The sequence below is a fragment of the Rheinheimera sp. SA_1 genome, from assembly GCF_001669775.1.
GTDB lineage: Bacteria > Pseudomonadota > Gammaproteobacteria > Enterobacterales > Alteromonadaceae > Pararheinheimera.
Map to the genome: position 1 here is coordinate 270,575 of NZ_LXWK01000017.1, position 15,643 is coordinate 286,217.

A 15,643-nucleotide genomic window follows, 5' to 3' on the forward strand; every position below is an offset into this window, starting at 1 on the left:
GGAAAATCCAATGCACACACCAAAATTAAGCAAACTGGTTGTCGCCGTTGCTGTTAGTTTATTGTCATGGCAAGTCACCGCGACTTGCAGCACCGACTTTACGCCCATCCAGCAGATCCAGGGCGATGGCGCGCAAAGCCCGCTCGCGGGTAAAACCCTGACCACCCAGGGTGTGGTGCTTGGCACTATGTACCCGGGCAGCAAACAACCGTCATTACTAATCCAAAGCCTGAAGGCGGATAGCAATCCAGCGACTGCTGAAGCTTTAATGATTGCCGACAGTCAGCTCGCAGCGCTTTATCAACCGGGTCAGTTGGTGCAACTGACCGGCACCGTGCGTGAACTCGGCAAAATGACCGCGCTGACCAATATCACTGCCAGTGCGGTTTGCGCCGAACAGCAACCTCTGCCAAAACTGCAGCTACAGCTGCCGGTCAAACAACTCAATGACTGGGAAGCTTTGGAAGGTCAATATTTGGTGTTCCCGCAAACGTTGGTCGTCAACGACAGTTACCCTCTGGCGCGTTACGGTGAAATTCTGTTGGCTGACAGACGTTTGATGGTCTCAACTGAAGTGAAAAAACCGGGTGCAGAAGCGCAGACTTTTGAAAAACAACAACAGCTGCATGAAATTTGGCTGGACGACCACAGCGTCCGGCAAAACCCAGAGCCGATCCCTTTCCCAACCGGTGGTTTATCCGCTGACAAAACAGTGCGGGTTGGCGATGAAGTGCGTGGCGTGGAAGGCTTTTTAGTGCAAACCAAAGCCGGTTACCGTTTGTTGCCGACCAAAGCGCCGGCATTTGCCAGCGCCAATCCACGAAGCAATACGCCAAAAACCAAACCAGATGGCGCGCTGCGTGTCGCCAGTTTTAACGTGTTGAACTTTTTCACTGGCGCCGGGCAAACACCACAATTTCCGACCAAACGTGGTGCCAGCAACGCCGACGAGCTAGTGCGCCAGCAAGGCAAAATGATCGCAGCGCTAAGTGCGATGGATGCAGATATTATTGGTCTGCTGGAAGTTGAGAACAACGGCTATGCCACCGACGGCGCTTTAGCCACCATAGTGCGGCTGCTCAATGAAAAACTCGGCAGCACTGTTTTTGCTTTTGTCGAAACTGCTGACAAACCGGGCACCGATCAAATCAAAGTGGCATTGATTTACCGCATCGCCAGCGTCAAACCTTTAGGACAACCGGCGATGAATATGACCGGGCCTTTTGTGCGGGGCAGCCGCGCACCACTGGCACAAAGTTTTGTGCATCAGGGTTCGAACACTGAGTTGTTGGTGAGCGTCAATCACTTTAAATCCAAAGGAAGTTGCCCGAAATTACCTGGTGCCGACAACGATAACAACGATGGTCAGTCATGCTGGAACGCGGCAAGGGTTATCGCCGCCAAAACCCTGGCTAGCTGGCTCGCCACGCAGCCAACCGGACAAAAAGCGACCCATCAGCTGGTGATTGGTGATTTAAATGCTTATCGGTTGGAAGATCCGGTCACCACGCTGGAACAAGCTGGTTGGCAGCATTTGCCAGGTGCCACGTTAGACAAAAACGGCGCAGTGCATTGGTCTTATGTCTACAAAGGTCGCTCAGGCAGTCTTGATCACGCGTTAGCGACCAAAACGCTGGCGGAAAAACTGGTGCAGTTTGAACACTGGCATATCAACGCCGATGAACCGGCGGTGCTGGATTACAACACCGAGCACAAATCAAAAAACCAGCTGAAAAACTTGTATGCACCAACGCCGTTCCGATCTTCAGATCATGATCCGCTGGTGATGGATTTTAAGTTTTAAATTCAGTAATTTAATAAGACTGTAGGGCAGATAAGCGAAGTGCCATCTGCCACTCCCCTCATAATATTGCAATCTTGCGCACAATGGTGGATGGCGCTGCACTTATCCACCCTAGCGTGCTTTGGTTATAACAACGGGTTCTAACCGATAAGCTTTAACCACTCACCGTCAAAATCGCCCGCACCATCATTGTCACAAGGCAACCAATGCCAACACCCCAAACAATCGAACGCAACAACGCTTTATCTATTAAATACAACAAGATGTACCCAACACGGCAAACCACAAACCCCCAAGCCAAGCCCTGCATGGTACTGTCATAATTACCGGCAATCACACAACTGAGTAAGGCTGCCAGAAACAGCTGCAACGCCTCAAAGCTGTTGTAATGCGCGGCAGTAGCACGTTGGCCCAGCCCTTCCAATTTCGCCTGCTGCGCCCGCGGATGGTGATTGTCATATCCTCCCAACTGATGCATGGCTTTGGCGACCGGAATTTTTGCCAGATAAGGCAACAAAGCAACTACTAATAATGCCAGTAATAACTCGCTCATGGTTTCACCGCTGCAGGCTGACAGACAAAGGCCAGCTGTTTTTGATCAATGCTGAAGCTAAAACGGCTGACGCTGCCGTCACAGTGATCGCTTAATTCCAGCCAGCGCTGCCAGCGTTTGTCACCAGGTTGCCAGCTGAGAAGCTTTTGTCCGGCGGAAGCTATCAACAAATCCCGGTTCCACCAGCGAAAATCTTGCGCAGTTTCCGGCAATAACACCAGCTGTGCGCTCTGCTGCATATTCTGCGTTTCGTACATTTTAAGAGCTAAGCGCTTATCATTACGTTCACTGAAATACCCTTCATTGGTGCCAGGACGCCAGGCCAAACCACGGCCGATATTACGCGCCAAAGTGGTGAGTTCACCGTTGCTGTTACGATAGGCAATCTGATGATCAGCTTCATCTTTTCCAAGAATAAACAGCAATACATCATCAGCCGGCCCCCAGGCGTGATAGCCCACGCCAACCACTTCGGGCAACATCACCGCCGGCTCGCCGGTCACTGGTAACCGCCACAGCCGTTGTTTGCCATCGGCTTCCACCACGACAGCCGACAACGCCTGATCGGCCGGCAGTACCGTTGGCGAATACTCGCTTAAGGCTGTGCTTTGAAACAAATCGAGAGTGCCGCTTTTAATATCATACCGGGCGATGTCCATCTGACTTTTCTCACCACTGCCCTGCTGCGAGGTGAAATACAGCTGGGTGCCGGTCAGATTAAAGGCCGGCTGATTGTGATAACCGGTGTTGGCATTTACTTTTTTGACGTTAGAAATTTTGCCATCCAGTAAGTCAGCCAGAAATACATCATAAGCCGGGACTGCGGCCGGAGCAGGCGCCTGAGTTGCTGCTGTCGCCGCGACCTTGGCTTTTGGTGCACTGGCGGTGTTCGCCGTGGCTGTCTGGGCGCAAGCATTACTGCACAAAGCGGCAGCTAAAATAAATACAGAACAATAAGTTAAAGCTGACATCTGACATCCTATCCAATGAGCCGGTGGCAACACCACCGAAAAGCGGTTGCGGAACTTTCACTTTATCCTTTATGGTAGGTTCAGGGCAATTATAGATAAGAGTAAAAATGTCAGATAAAAATCCAATTATTGCCGTGACCGGTTCCAGTGGTGCTGGCACCAGCACCACTACAAATTCTTTTTCACATATTTTCAGAAGCTTAGGCATCGATGCTGCTTTGGTCGAAGGGGATTGTTTTCACCGTTTCAGTCGTCCGGAAATGGATGTGGCTGTTCGAAAAGCCAAAGAACAAGGCAAATACATCAGCTATTTTGGCGCTGAGGCCAATGATTTCGGCGCCCTTGAAAATTGCTTCGCGCATTATGCTGAGCATGGTATTTCCAAAGTCCGCCGTTATTTGCATACCTTCGACGAAGCCGTGCCTTATAACCAACTGCCGGGCACTTTTACGCCATGGCAAGATTTACGGCCGGATACCGATTTATTGTTTTATGAAGGTTTGCACGGTGGCGTGGTCACCGAAGACAATAATGTGGCGCAACATGTCGATTTATTGATTGGCATGGTGCCCATTGTGAACTTAGAGTGGATCCAGAAAATCATCCGCGACACTTCCGAACGTGGCCATTCGCGCGAAGCGGTACAAGCCAGTATCGTGCGTAGCATGGATGATTACATTAACCACATTACGCCGCAGTTTTCCCGTACCCATATCAACTTCCAGAGGGTGCCGACAGTGGATACGTCGAACCCGTTCAGCGCTAAGGATATTCCGTCGTTGGATGAGAGCTTTGTGGTCATTCGCTTTCGCGGCATTAAACACGTCGATTTCCCGTATTACCTGCAAATGATCAACGGCTCTTTTATGTCGCGGGTCAATACGCTGGTGGTGCCGGGCGGCAAGATGGGATTGGCGATGGAGTTGATCTTAACGCCACTCATAGAAGAATTGATGCTGAAACGCCGCCAGGCGCGTGGGCAGATTAACTGGCTTGAATAACAATTAACATTTGGGGTCAGAGTCAATTGTTAACAGATTTCTGTTAACAATTGACTCTGACCCCGATGTTAACATTATGCCCAGTTCAGGATCACTTTACCTGATTGCCCCGAACACATAATTTCAAAACCCTGCTGGAAATCGGCCATTGGCATTTCGTGGGTGATGATTGGAGTTAAATCCAAGCCTGACTGAATGAGACTGGCCATTTTGTACCAGGTTTCGAACATCTCACGGCCGTAAATGCCTTTGATGACTAAACCTTTAAAAATGACTTTGTTCCAGTCCACCGCCATGTCTGATGGCGGAATACCGAGCATGGCAATTTTACCGCCGTGATTCATAGTATCCAACATTAACCGGAAAGCTGAAGGTACACCGGACATTTCCAGACCAACGTCAAAACCTTCGGTCATGCCAAGCTCTGCCATCACGGTTTTTAAATCTTCTTTACTAACATCAACCGCACGGGTAGCGCCCATTTTTTTCGCCAGTTCCAGTCGGAACGGGTTCACATCCGTGATCACCACATGGCGGGCACCAACATGTCGAGCGACCGCTGCGGCCATAATGCCGATCGGGCCAGCGCCGCTGATCAGTACATCTTCGCCCACTAAATCAAACGACAGCGCCGTATGCACTGCATTGCCGAACGGGTCAAAAATAGCAGCGATGCTGTCTGGAATATTGTCCGGAATCTTAAATACGTTAAAGGCCGGGATCACCAGATATTCGGCAAAACTGCCCTGCCGATTCACGCCTACGCCAATGGTATTGCGACATAAATGCACCCGACCGGCGCGGCAGTTGCGGCAATGACCACAAACTAAATGGCCTTCACCGGAAACCCTGTCGCCCAGCACAAAACCACGTACTTCTGAACCCATGCCAACCACTTCGCCAACATATTCATGGCCAACCACCATACCGTGCGGAATGGTGTTTTGCGCCCATTCGTCCCATTTAAAAATATGGACGTCGGTGCCACAAATGGCAGTTTTGCGGATTTTAATCAACACATCGTTCGGGCCAACTTCGGGCATCGGCACTTCAGTTTGCCAAATCCCCGGTTCTGCTTTTAATTTCGCTAATGCTTTCATGCTGTTACCTCAGGCGATAACGCCCATATCTTTACCAATCCGAATAAAAGCGTCGATGGCTTTATCCAGCTGTGCTTTGCTGTGTGCAGCAGAAATCTGAGTGCGAATACGCGCCTGACCTTTTGGCACCACCGGGAACGAGAACCCGACCACATAAATGCCTTGCTCCAGCATGCGGCGGGCAAATTCTGAGGCCACTTTGGCATCGCCCAGCATCACCGGAATAATGGCGTGATCTTTACCGGCCAGAGTAAAACCGGCAGCCGACATTTTTTCACGGAAGTACGCTGCGTTATCCCACAGCTTAGCGCGTAGATCATCACCTTGCGCCAGCATTTCCAGCACTTTAATCGACGCCGTGACAATCGAAGGTGCCAGACTGTTCGAAAACAAATAAGGGCGTGAGCGCTGACGCAGCCACTCAATCACTTCTTTTTTACCTGAAGTATAACCACCAGAGGCGCCGCCTAAAGCTTTGCCGAGGGTGCCGGTAATGATGTCAACGCGGTCTAATACATCGCAATACTCGTGGGTGCCACGACCATTTTTACCCACAAAACCAACGGCATGGCTATCATCAACCATCACCAGCGCGTTGTATTTATCAGCTAGATCGCAAACCGATTTTAAGTCTGCAATCACCCCATCCATTGAAAACACACCGTCGGTGGCAATCAATTTATAACGGGCGCCATCGGCATCGGCTTGTTGTAATTGAGCTTCCAGTTCGGCCATGTTGTTGTTGGCGTAACGGTATCGTTTGGCTTTACACAAGCGCACGCCATCTATAATGGAGGCGTGATTCAGCGCATCAGAAATCACCGCATCTTCTGCACCTAAAATGGTTTCAAACAAACCACCGTTAGCGTCAAAACAGCTGGAATAAAGAATGGTATCTTCGGTGCCTAAAAATTCACTGATTTTTGCTTCGAGTTGTTTGTGAATGTCCTGAGTACCGCAGATAAACCGCACCGAAGCGACGCCAAAGCCATGGCTGTCGAGACCTTGTTGCGCGGCCTGAATTAACTCTTTGGAGTTAGCCAGACCTAAGTAGTTGTTAGCGCAGAAGTTTAAAACTTGCTGACCACCAACTGTGACGTCGGAAAATTGTTGTGAAGTGATAATACGTTCGGCTTTGTATAAACCTTCGTTTTTCACATCATCGATTTGTTGTTGGATATGGGTAAGGAAAGAGGTGGTACTCATAAAGCCTCCTGTAGGGGGTTAAGGCTATCAAATAAAAACGCGGCCATTGTAATGGTGAAAGGGATTGAAAGCAGCGCTTTTTTTCGGCTTTGCGGTAGATAAACCAGATGGTCAGAGCAGCGCCAAGAGTGTCAGGCGCTGCGTTTGATCGTTCAGTTCAACATCAACTGGCCGGCGAGATGCTGATAATGCTGCTGCAGTTTCTGAATGCGCGGCATCGCCTGGTGGGTGGCATAAGGTTTAAATAGCAACAATACCTTTAATACGCCCTGATATGCCTGCTGTTGATCGATGGCAGCATGCGGCGCCTGAGTTTTTAAATAACTGATCCAGAAGGTCACCACCAGTTTGATGGTATGGGCAAAAGTCGGAATATCCTGCTCATCAATCGCAATGACTTCGGCCTGTTTTAACGCCTGCAACACCGAAATCACTTTATTCAGCACGCCCTTTTGCACCAGCAGATAGTCCTGTTGCAAAGCTTCATCCCGCGCCAGAATATCCGGCAGATTGGCGTAGAAAAAATGAAAACGCCACATAAGTTCAAACACCACATCTAAGTATTGCGCTAACGCATCCAGCGCTTCCGAAGCACGGCTTGGCGGCTGAATTCGGTTATCCAATAGCTTGGCGTATTCTTTAAAAATATGCCGGACAATGTCTTCTTTATTGCGAAAGTGGTAATACAAATTACCCGGACTGATGCCAAGATGGGCTGCAATATGATTGGTGGTTACCTGCCGTTCGCCCTGCTGATTAAACAGTTCGATGCTGGCCTGCAGAATTTTGTCTTTGGTGCGTAGCTTCTTGTCCATAACCTGCATGGGCTTATTTTTTTATGAATTATTTTGATATAGTAACGCCAAACCGATGAAAAACTCTAGAGTACTGTTGGCCCACCTCCGGCCAGCTGCTTTTTTCGCCACAGGGATAACGACAACCATATGAAAACCAAGGCGATTTACCCAGGGACTTTCGACCCACTGACCAATGGCCATGCCGATTTAGTGGTGCGTGCCGCCCGTATTTTTGATGAAGTCATTCTGGCAGTGGCGGCTAATCCCAGTAAACAACCATTATTCAGTCTGGCTGAACGGGTGTCTTTGGCCGAGCAGGCCTTTGTTGATTACCCCAATGTCCGGGTATTAGGTTTTTCTGGTTTATTGGCGCAGTTTGCCAAAGACCAAAATGCGCAGATTTTATTACGTGGCGTGCGGGCGGTGGCTGACTTTGAATATGAGTTTCAGCTGGCCAGCATGAACCGGCAACTGAACCCGGATTTAGACAGTTTATTTATGACGCCGTCGGAAAAAAATACTTTTATTTCATCGACCTTAGTTAAAGAAGTGGCCAAACATGGCGGCGATGTGTCGCGTTTTGTGCCTGTCCATGTTGAAACTGCCCTGAAGTCAAAATTAACTCCATGAAAAAACTTGCTGCACTCTGCCTGCTGTCGCTGGCGCCCGGCGCTATCGCGACCCCTTGGCTTGATACCTCAGATAATTACCTGCGTCAGTCGTTGCAAACGCTGGCACAAGCCGGCTTGTTGACCGGCCCGATTAATACCTACCCCATAATGTGGAAAAACATTGCCATCGATTTAAATAAAATTGATGTCAACCGGGTGGAACCACAGCTGCGGTTTGCGGTGTTGCACTTAAAATCGGCACTGGATAGTAATCGTGCCAGCCACAGCAGCGGCCTGAAATTAAGCTACAACTCGCATAACACTGCGGTGCAGAGTTTTGGTGAACAGTATTTTGAAAAGGCAGCCGTGACTTTGTTTAATGAAGCACAGGGCGACAACTGGGCTGGGCGGTTACAACTGACTTATCGCGATGAGTTTGCCGCTGCAACATCTAACACTGGCGTTATCGCAGAAAGCCAGAAACTGGTCGCCGATGGCAGTTATTTGGCGGGGATCTGGGGCAACTGGGTGTTAGCACTGGATCAGGATCCGGTCTGGTGGGGGCCGGGTCAACAAAGCAGTTTGTTGTTAAGCAACAACGCCAGACCCATTACCGCAGTAAGGTTAAGCCGCCATAGCTGGCAAGCCGATACGCGGCCATGGCTGCAATGGTTAGGTCCATGGAATATCACGACTTTCGTCGGTCAAGACGCCGAAATGGAAAAACTATTTTCCAGTGATGAGCCCAATAACACCAAATACTGGGGCGGTCGCGCCACTATTCGGCCCTGGCCAGCAGTGGAACTTGGCCTGAGCCGGGTTATCCAATGGGGCGGCACCGGGCGCAGTAATTCCTTTACCACCTTATGGGATTTAGTCAGTTACGACAAAACCGACGAAATTCCGGCCGATCAACGCGCCGCTTTGGATCTGAGCTATCACCTGCAGGCCTTTGGCTGGCCGTTGACCGCTTATGCCGAAATAGCTGATGACGACAATAAATCTGGCCTACCGGATAAAGCTCTGACCTTATTCGGTTTGCGCAGTTATTGGGGTGAACAAAACGCCGTTCATACCCTGAATCTGGAATATTCCGATACTTTCCTCGATTGTGAAAACAGCCTACAGCGCGGTAATTGTGCTTATCAGGGCGAAGTATTTCCGCAAGGATATCGTCGCTTTGAGCGGGTGATCGGCAGTGGTTATGGTGCCGATGCGAAAGTTCTCAGCGCCGGTTATCAGTATCAGACGTTAGGCGGCATTAGCTGGTCCGGGCATCTGTACCGTGCAGCTTTTTATGATGAAGTGGTCGCCGGGCAGCTGACATCTGATAGCGTTTGGCAACTAAAAATGGAACATCGCCGGCCAGTAATGAAAGGCTTATTAAGCATTCAGCTGCGGTTAGCCGAAAAGTCCGAGTTACGACCGGAGTTTGACCAAAGCTTTAGTGTGGCCGGGAGCTGGGAATACCGGTATTGATTGTCATGGGTATCAGGATGCCGAAAAGCATCCTGGCCCCAATATCAAACAAAGCATTATCAAACAAAGCCATATCAAACAAAGTATTACAGCTTAATAAAAATCTTCTTCCGATACAGCACCAGCGACACCAGCCAGAATAACAGCACGTGCAACAGCGCAAACACCAAGGAGGCAAACTTTTCCGGGAACACAGTTGCCAGCAGGTCAAACCCCAGTTGATACACTGACAGCGCCTGCCCTGCTTGTTGCCAAACCAGTAATTCGCCGATGATCACCGCCCATATCCAGGACAACATGTAGATAAACAATGGGTTAGAACCATAAACCTGCAAAGGTTCTGCCACAGCACGCCAACCTTTGATATCGACCAGCCATACCATCAGTGCCAATAACCACACCAATAAACCACCGCTTAGCGCGACATAACTGCCGGTCCATAAGGCTTTATTGATCGGGCAATAATAACTGCTGCCAAGCGCCAGCAATACCAGTACGGCGCCTACCGCTAACAACCAGCGAAAACCTTGCTGCTGATTGCGTCCGGCCAGACCCGCCGCCACCCAATACCCCAGCAACACATTCACCACCGCTGGCAGACAACTTAAAATACCCTCCGGATCAAAAGCGATACCAAAACCCTGATATAAATGTGCTGCACCAAACAAGGTTAAATCGAGCTGCCGGACAATATTTCCTTCCAGACCATAAGGGTCACTGCCTAGCTGCAATAACAACCAATAGCCAACTAACAAAGCCACCGCAACCACAGGTAATTTCAGCTGTAGCGCACTCGCTGCGTTATTGCCTCGTCTGAGCGCTAAAATCAACAACGCCGCCACGGCATAACAAACAGCGATCCGTTGCAATACGCCCATCACCCGCAGTGTGGCAAGCTCCTGACCCCAGAACCAGTTCAGGAACACACCGCATAAAAACATCAGCGCACTGCGTTTGAAAATTTTAAGTACCGTTGCCCGGTCGAGACTGGCATGTTTTAACGCGTAAAACATCGCTGCGCCGACCACAAATAAAAACCCCGGAAACACGATGTCGGCAAAAGTAAAACCATGCCAGGGTGCGTGTAATAACGGGCTATACACATGCGACCATGACCCCGGCGTATTCACCAGGATCATCAGCGCAATGGCTAAACCACGCAGCGCATCAAGCGCGACAAAACGAACAGGTTGTTGCATCAGAAACTCCGAAAATTTGCAGTCACCCAAAGCGAAAACGCCAGTGCGGACACACTGGCGTTGACAGAAACATCAGTTAAAAAATCTTTTACCACTGACGGATTTTATGGCCTTTAAAGGCGTAAAACAGGATAAATGCATAACAAGGCAGCATCACCCAATAGGCCAGTTGACTATCACCAGAGCTATGGGCGAAGTAACCGTACACCAAAGGCAATAATGCGCCACCGGCAATACCCATGATCAGTAAAGCCGAACCTGTTGCAGTGAATTTTCCTAAGCCGTCCAATGCCAATGGCCATACCGAAGGCCATACCAGCGCGTTGGCAAAACCTAACAAGGCTAAATAGATTATGGTATCAGGCACGGTCGGCACACCGAGCCATCCAAACAACAATGCTGACACCTGATGACTTTCAGCAGAGCCAAACATCACACCGAGCGTAAATAACAGACCAAAGATGGCAGAGCCCTGCAGCGCCTGAGCTTGTGATAAATATTTCGGAATGCAGCTAACGCCAACCAGGTAACCCAGCACCATAAAGGCCATCGTATAAGAAGTCAGCGCGCCAAAATTGGCTACATTTAAGTTCTGACCATACAAACCAATGGTATCGCCGGCAATCACTTCAACCCCAACATAAACGAATAAGGCCACGACGCCGAGTACCAGTTGCGGGAAATGCAGCACCGAAGTTTGGCTCTGAGTCCCTGCAGCAACAGTGTCATTTTCCAGCTCTGGTTCAGGTAATGGCGAAAACTTCACGAAGGCCATCAGCACCACCAGCGCAATGGTCATATAAATGTACGGTGTCACCAGGCGGTTGGATAATTCAGCGATCCGACTGGCTTTTTCTGTATCGCTTAATGCGGCCAGTGCTGCTGGGGTGAATTGATCCATACCTGTCAGGATCACCGCCGTAAAGACTAACGGCACCACAAAACCGGCACCTTTATTGACCAGGCCCATAATACTGATGCGAAAGGCGGCACTTTCCCGCGGGCCAATACAGACGATATAAGGATTCGAGGCGGTTTGCAGAATGGTCAGGCCAGTGCCTAAAGTGAACAAAGCGATTAAAAACAAGCCGTAATAACTGGTTTGCGCGGCCGGAATAAATAACACCGCACCAACAGCCATGATGCCTAATCCGGCCACCATACCATTTTTGTAGCCGATCCGGTTCAGCAGCATCGACATCGGTAGTGCCATCACCACATAAGCAATATAAAAAGCGAAAGTCACCAATAGTGCCTGGAACTCGTTCAGTTCACAGACAATTTTTAAGAATGGGATCAACGACCCATTGAGCCAGGTGACAAAGCCGAACACAAAAAACAAGGTGCCGATGATGACCATCGGCAGCAAGGTATTTTTACCCTGCTCTTTTTGAATAACCATTTCCATTTCAACCTCTGTTGCTTGAGTTGTTGTTATTGTTATCTGGTGCTCGTTGTCGGCGCCAGTATTTTGTCTTGCAAAAAAATATTCGACATTTACTACTGCAATTTGCCACCAATCCAACATTGTTGGGTCACTCCGGCATTATCCAGCAACACCAAATCAGCACGATAACCCGGCGCAATCCGGCCCATCGTTGCTGACTGGCCAATAAATTCAGCCGGATACAAACTTGCCATCCGCAGTGCTTCGCCCTGCTCAACACCAAGCTCAGTCACCGCGTATTGCACAGCGCCCGCCATATCCAGTACCGAGCCTGCAAGCTGACCACTTTCGGCCGTTAACTTATTGCCAGTACGGGTCACTTTGCCATCAAAAAACGCAAATTCAGTGTCGGTGGTGCCGACCGGCGACATCGCATCCGTCACGATAATTAACTTACCACGTGGTTTGGACGCCAACGCCAGCTTGGCTGCAGTTGGATGGACATGGTGACCGTCGAAAATAATGCCACACCAGGTATCAGGGTTGGCCAGCGCTACGCCGACCATACCGGGCTCGCGTGACGTCAGCGGCGACATGGCGTTATATAAATGGGTGAAACCTGTAGCGCCAGCGGCAATAGCGGCCTCTACCACAGCGCCATCGGCATTGGAATGGCCAAGGCAAACAATGACATTCAGCGCCACCAACTGCGAAATTTGCGCTGGTGAAATGTTCTCCGGCGCCACTGTCACCATCTTTACACCGAGATCGGTACGGGCATAAATCGCCAGTTCCTGCTCCGACAAAGGCCGGATATGCGCCACCGGATGCACACCTTTTTTCGGCACCGATAAATGCGGGCCTTCAAAATGCACGCCAAGTACACCTGGTAAGTTGCTGGCAATGGCGCTGGCAATCACATCGGCAGCTTGCTGCATCACGGCGACAGAATCGGTGATCACGGTCGGTAATAACGCGGTACTGCCAAAACCAGCGTGCGCTTTGACCATGGTACGCAGAGTTTCTAAGGTCGGTGCAGTATTAAATAATGCACCACCGCCGCCGTTCACCTGTACGTCGATAAAGCCCGGCACCAGTGTCAGATTTTGCACTTCTTTGACGTTGGCGGCTGAGACCGAGTGAATCAAACCATTGCTGAAACTGACCAGCACATTGTGTTGCCAGTTTTCACCATCAAATAACTTCGCGACCGCAATCTGTTCTGTACTCACGCTATTTCCTGCTAATTCTGCTGTTTCGGGCTTGCGAATGAATCAATCACTTCAAAAGCATTCGAAAGACAAAATACACTCTTCATAAATATTTGAAAAGCCATTCCGCCAACATCAAACCGTTTTAGTGACCTTGTTTAACCCCGGCGGCGCATCCGGATTCACGCCACGACTGCGGGCAACGGCTTCCACATCAAGATAAAACCGTTGTAAAACTAACAGCGGCAATACTCGTGGATGTGTCACTAAATCGCCATGGTCTAAATGTACCAGACTGGCGCCACGGCTTTGCACTTCATTAATTTGCGCTTTGTGTGCGGCATACGCTTCGTCGTGCACTGTCACATCAATAATAGCGAATTGATCTTTGACCAGTGTTACCGGGCCATGCAAAAACTCGGCGCTGGAAAAAGCTTCGGCATGAATACCACAGACTTCTTTGAGCTTCAGGGCAATTTCCCGGGCTATGGCATAGCCAGGACCACGGCCCAGCACCACACCATGCTTCACATTCGCCACACCTTCAGGTGTCAGCTGCGCCGGTAATGCTTGCGCCTGCAGTAACAGCTCTGGTAACGCATTCACTGCCTTTAATAGTTCCGGCTGCTGCGACCAAACCGCGACTAATTGCAGCAAAGCACTTAACGTCGCGAGATAACTCTTCGTCGCTGCCACGGCTTTTTCGGGACCAACAAACAATGGCACCACAAAATCAGCCTGATCCGCCAAAGGAGAAGTAGTGTCGTTCACTAAAGCCACCACCATAGCACCAGCGGCTTTGGCCATTGCGACCTGCGCCAGAATATCCGGGCTGCGACCTGACTGTGAAATTACCAACACCAAGGCGTCAGCAAGTTGGAGCTGTTTGTTGTAGACGCTGGCAATCGAAGGCGCCGAGTGCACGACCGGCAAACCAATTTCAATTTCAATCAGATACTTGGCAAATACACCGGCGTGATCAGAAGATCCACGGCCAACCATATACACATACTTTGGCGCACGTTGGTTAATCTGGCTGACGATAGCGGCGATCGTGCTGCTGTTAGCAGCGAGTTGCTCGCGAATACGGGCCGGGGCTTCAGCGGCTTCTTGCGCCATAATAGTCGGGGTCATTTGCTGTTACTCACTTCTTCAGTTAACGATTGCCGTTTTGGCGGAATTTAATAAAGCTTGTTGCTGACGCGCGTACCAAATAGCACCAAATTCCGGTGCCGCCAGCGCTGGCGTGATCTGTTGCTGCACTTCAGTGTCCAGATAAGGCACTAATTTGTAAGCCAGTCCGCCAATCATCGAAAATCTTGGTGGCTGTAGTTCAAATAGTTTCAACGCGATTTGGTTAATAAAACCGGCACCTTGCTGCACCACTTTCAGCGCAGCGGCATCTCCTTGTTCGGCGGCTGTAAACACAAGCGGCGCATAACGGGCATAAACAGTGGGTGTGGCATGCATAAAATGGCTAACAATATCCAGCGTCGCACTGGTACCGATGGCTTCTGCCAGTAATTCACTGAGCAAAGTCGGCGGTGTCAGTTGATCTTTGCTGAGCAGTACCTGATGCACCAGTTGCATACCAAACCAGGCACCACTGCCATTATCACCGTACGGAAAACCATGGCCGCCGATATCCAACAACTGGCCTTTGACATCGGCCAGTCCGCAGGAGCCGGTGCCGGCAATAATGACTGCACCATCGGCGCCATCATGAGCACCAATACAGGCAATGTGTAAATCGCTGGTCAGATGAAATGCGGCAAATGGATGTTTCCATTCAGAAAATAACTTGAAGTACTGCGGCATATTGACACCGGCGAGGCCAGCGCCAACGATCAGCCGGGCCATATCGTTGAAAGTCATACCCGCTGCAGTTAAGGCTTGTTGAGTGGCGGTTAAAATTGAATCAGTCGCTACTTTCATCCCACGCAAAGGATTAGCGGGTCCACCCAGACCTTCGCCTAACAGTTGATTGTCGGCAGTCACCAATACGACGCGACACTTACTGCCACCACCGTCAATGCCAAGATATAAAGGCCCCTGTTGCCCTGAACTCATACTCATCCACCAACCTCATTGCATCGCTGCTGCTCTTGACAGTACGCTGTGATTTTTTTACTTGCGTACCAGTGCTGGAAAAATGTACATTACCTGAATTGACAGCGTTGTCATTTTTCAGTTCAGCATATAATAATTTCGACAAATAACAAGACCCTTGTTTAAAAATCAAACTGAAAAATGTAATAAAACTACAAAAATTTATAAATAACTGTCTGATTTCAGCGACTTATCAATTTAACTTTGATTGATTT

General features: G+C 49.7%; 14 protein-coding genes. 4 read left to right on the forward strand and 10 right to left on the reverse strand.

Annotation, left to right across the window (positions count from 1 at the left end; translation table 11 throughout):
• Nucleotides 1–10 precede the first annotated feature (10 nt).
• The gene (locus A5320_RS16775) at nt 11–1,804 is read left to right on the forward strand and encodes an ExeM/NucH family extracellular endonuclease (protein WP_068067536.1); all 1,794 of its coding nucleotides are present in this window, start codon (nt 11–13) and stop codon (nt 1,802–1,804) included.
• 154 nt (nt 1,805–1,958) lie between these two features.
• Here the strand turns inward: A5320_RS16775 and A5320_RS16780 are convergent, their stop codons facing one another.
• Complete coding sequence (locus A5320_RS16780; protein ID WP_068067538.1) at nt 1,959–2,357, reverse strand: MAPEG family protein; 399 nt, start codon at nt 2,355–2,357, stop codon at nt 1,959–1,961.
• Nucleotides 2,354–3,328 (reverse strand): TolB family protein, encoded by a 975-nt coding sequence (locus A5320_RS16785; RefSeq protein ID WP_068067542.1) that lies wholly within the window; start codon nt 3,326–3,328, stop codon nt 2,354–2,356. The genes A5320_RS16780 and A5320_RS16785 overlap by 4 nt, the downstream gene beginning before the upstream one ends.
• A gap of 107 nt (nt 3,329–3,435) precedes the next feature.
• Here A5320_RS16785 and A5320_RS16790 point away from each other — a divergent pair, with 107 nt between their 5' ends.
• Nucleotides 3,436–4,329, forward strand: a complete 894-nt coding sequence (locus tag A5320_RS16790) for a phosphoribulokinase (RefSeq protein ID WP_068067545.1) — start codon at nt 3,436–3,438, stop codon at nt 4,327–4,329.
• Between the two features lie 74 nt (nt 4,330–4,403).
• Here the strand turns inward: A5320_RS16790 and tdh are convergent, their stop codons facing one another.
• The 3 genes from tdh to A5320_RS16805 form a co-directional block, all read right to left on the reverse strand.
• Nucleotides 4,404–5,429: an L-threonine 3-dehydrogenase gene (tdh, locus tag A5320_RS16795; protein ID WP_068067548.1), complete on the reverse strand. Its 1,026-nt coding sequence runs from the start codon at nt 5,427–5,429 to the stop codon at nt 4,404–4,406.
• Between the two features lie 9 nt (nt 5,430–5,438).
• The gene (locus tag A5320_RS16800) at nt 5,439–6,635 is read right to left on the reverse strand and encodes a glycine C-acetyltransferase (protein WP_068067551.1); all 1,197 of its coding nucleotides are present in this window, start codon (nt 6,633–6,635) and stop codon (nt 5,439–5,441) included.
• 152 nt (nt 6,636–6,787) lie between these two features.
• Nucleotides 6,788–7,450, reverse strand: a complete 663-nt coding sequence (locus tag A5320_RS16805) for a TetR/AcrR family transcriptional regulator (protein WP_068067554.1) — start codon at nt 7,448–7,450, stop codon at nt 6,788–6,790.
• Between the two features lie 129 nt (nt 7,451–7,579).
• Here A5320_RS16805 and coaD point away from each other — a divergent pair, with 129 nt between their 5' ends.
• Both coaD and A5320_RS16815 read left to right on the forward strand, forming a co-directional pair.
• Entirely contained in the window at nt 7,580–8,062 is a 483-nt protein-coding gene (gene coaD, locus A5320_RS16810) for a pantetheine-phosphate adenylyltransferase (RefSeq protein ID WP_068067557.1), read from the forward strand.
• A complete protein-coding gene (locus A5320_RS16815) occupies nt 8,059–9,522 on the forward strand; it encodes a capsule assembly Wzi family protein (RefSeq protein ID WP_068067560.1) in 1,464 nt (487 codons plus the stop codon). The genes coaD and A5320_RS16815 overlap by 4 nt, the downstream gene beginning before the upstream one ends.
• Before the next feature lie 86 nt (nt 9,523–9,608).
• Here the strand turns inward: A5320_RS16815 and A5320_RS16820 are convergent, their stop codons facing one another.
• The 5 genes from A5320_RS16820 to nagK all read right to left on the reverse strand — a co-directional run bounded on the left by A5320_RS16820 (nt 9,609) and on the right by nagK (nt 15,395).
• Complete coding sequence (locus tag A5320_RS16820) at nt 9,609–10,721, reverse strand: acyltransferase family protein (RefSeq protein ID WP_068067562.1); 1,113 nt, start codon at nt 10,719–10,721, stop codon at nt 9,609–9,611.
• Between the two features lie 88 nt (nt 10,722–10,809).
• Entirely contained in the window at nt 10,810–12,129 is a 1,320-nt protein-coding gene (locus A5320_RS16825) for a sugar MFS transporter (protein ID WP_068068159.1), read from the reverse strand.
• A gap of 92 nt (nt 12,130–12,221) precedes the next feature.
• On the reverse strand, nt 12,222–13,340 hold the full coding sequence (gene nagA, locus A5320_RS16830) for an N-acetylglucosamine-6-phosphate deacetylase (protein ID WP_068067565.1): 1,119 nt from the start codon (nt 13,338–13,340) through the stop codon (nt 12,222–12,224).
• A 114-nt stretch (nt 13,341–13,454) separates the two neighbouring features.
• The gene (nagB-II, locus tag A5320_RS16835; protein WP_068067568.1) at nt 13,455–14,453 is read right to left on the reverse strand and encodes a glucosamine-6-phosphate deaminase NagB-II; all 999 of its coding nucleotides are present in this window, start codon (nt 14,451–14,453) and stop codon (nt 13,455–13,457) included.
• Nucleotides 14,454–14,471: 18 nt separating this feature from the next.
• Nucleotides 14,472–15,395, reverse strand: a complete 924-nt coding sequence (nagK, locus tag A5320_RS16840) for an N-acetylglucosamine kinase (protein ID WP_068067571.1) — start codon at nt 15,393–15,395, stop codon at nt 14,472–14,474.
• Between the last annotated feature and the right edge of the window lie 248 nt (nt 15,396–15,643).

What these genes read in the sequence shown, in the direction of transcription:
- A5320_RS16775 (WP_068067536.1), top strand. Translation starts at nt 11, where the DNA reads ATGCACACACCAAAATTAAGCAAACTGGTTGTCGCCGTTGCTGTTAGT.
- coaD (WP_068067557.1), top strand. Translation starts at nt 7,580, where the DNA reads ATGAAAACCAAGGCGATTTACCCAGGGACTTTCGACCCACTGACCAAT.
- A5320_RS16800 (WP_068067551.1), bottom strand. Translation starts at nt 6,635, where the DNA reads ATGAGTACCACCTCTTTCCTTACCCATATCCAACAACAAATCGATGAT.
- A5320_RS16820 (WP_068067562.1), bottom strand. Translation starts at nt 10,721, where the DNA reads ATGCAACAACCTGTTCGTTTTGTCGCGCTTGATGCGCTGCGTGGTTTA.
- A5320_RS16785 (WP_068067542.1), bottom strand. Translation starts at nt 3,328, where the DNA reads ATGTCAGCTTTAACTTATTGTTCTGTATTTATTTTAGCTGCCGCTTTG.
- nagB-II (WP_068067568.1), bottom strand. Translation starts at nt 14,453, where the DNA reads ATGACCCCGACTATTATGGCGCAAGAAGCCGCTGAAGCCCCGGCCCGT.
- nagK (WP_068067571.1), bottom strand. Translation starts at nt 15,395, where the DNA reads ATGAGTATGAGTTCAGGGCAACAGGGGCCTTTATATCTTGGCATTGAC.
- A5320_RS16805 (WP_068067554.1), bottom strand. Translation starts at nt 7,450, where the DNA reads ATGGACAAGAAGCTACGCACCAAAGACAAAATTCTGCAGGCCAGCATC.
- A5320_RS16780 (WP_068067538.1), bottom strand. Translation starts at nt 2,357, where the DNA reads ATGAGCGAGTTATTACTGGCATTATTAGTAGTTGCTTTGTTGCCTTAT.
- A5320_RS16790 (WP_068067545.1), top strand. Translation starts at nt 3,436, where the DNA reads ATGTCAGATAAAAATCCAATTATTGCCGTGACCGGTTCCAGTGGTGCT.
- tdh (WP_068067548.1), bottom strand. Translation starts at nt 5,429, where the DNA reads ATGAAAGCATTAGCGAAATTAAAAGCAGAACCGGGGATTTGGCAAACT.
- A5320_RS16825 (WP_068068159.1), bottom strand. Translation starts at nt 12,129, where the DNA reads ATGGAAATGGTTATTCAAAAAGAGCAGGGTAAAAATACCTTGCTGCCG.
- A5320_RS16815 (WP_068067560.1), top strand. Translation starts at nt 8,059, where the DNA reads ATGAAAAAACTTGCTGCACTCTGCCTGCTGTCGCTGGCGCCCGGCGCT.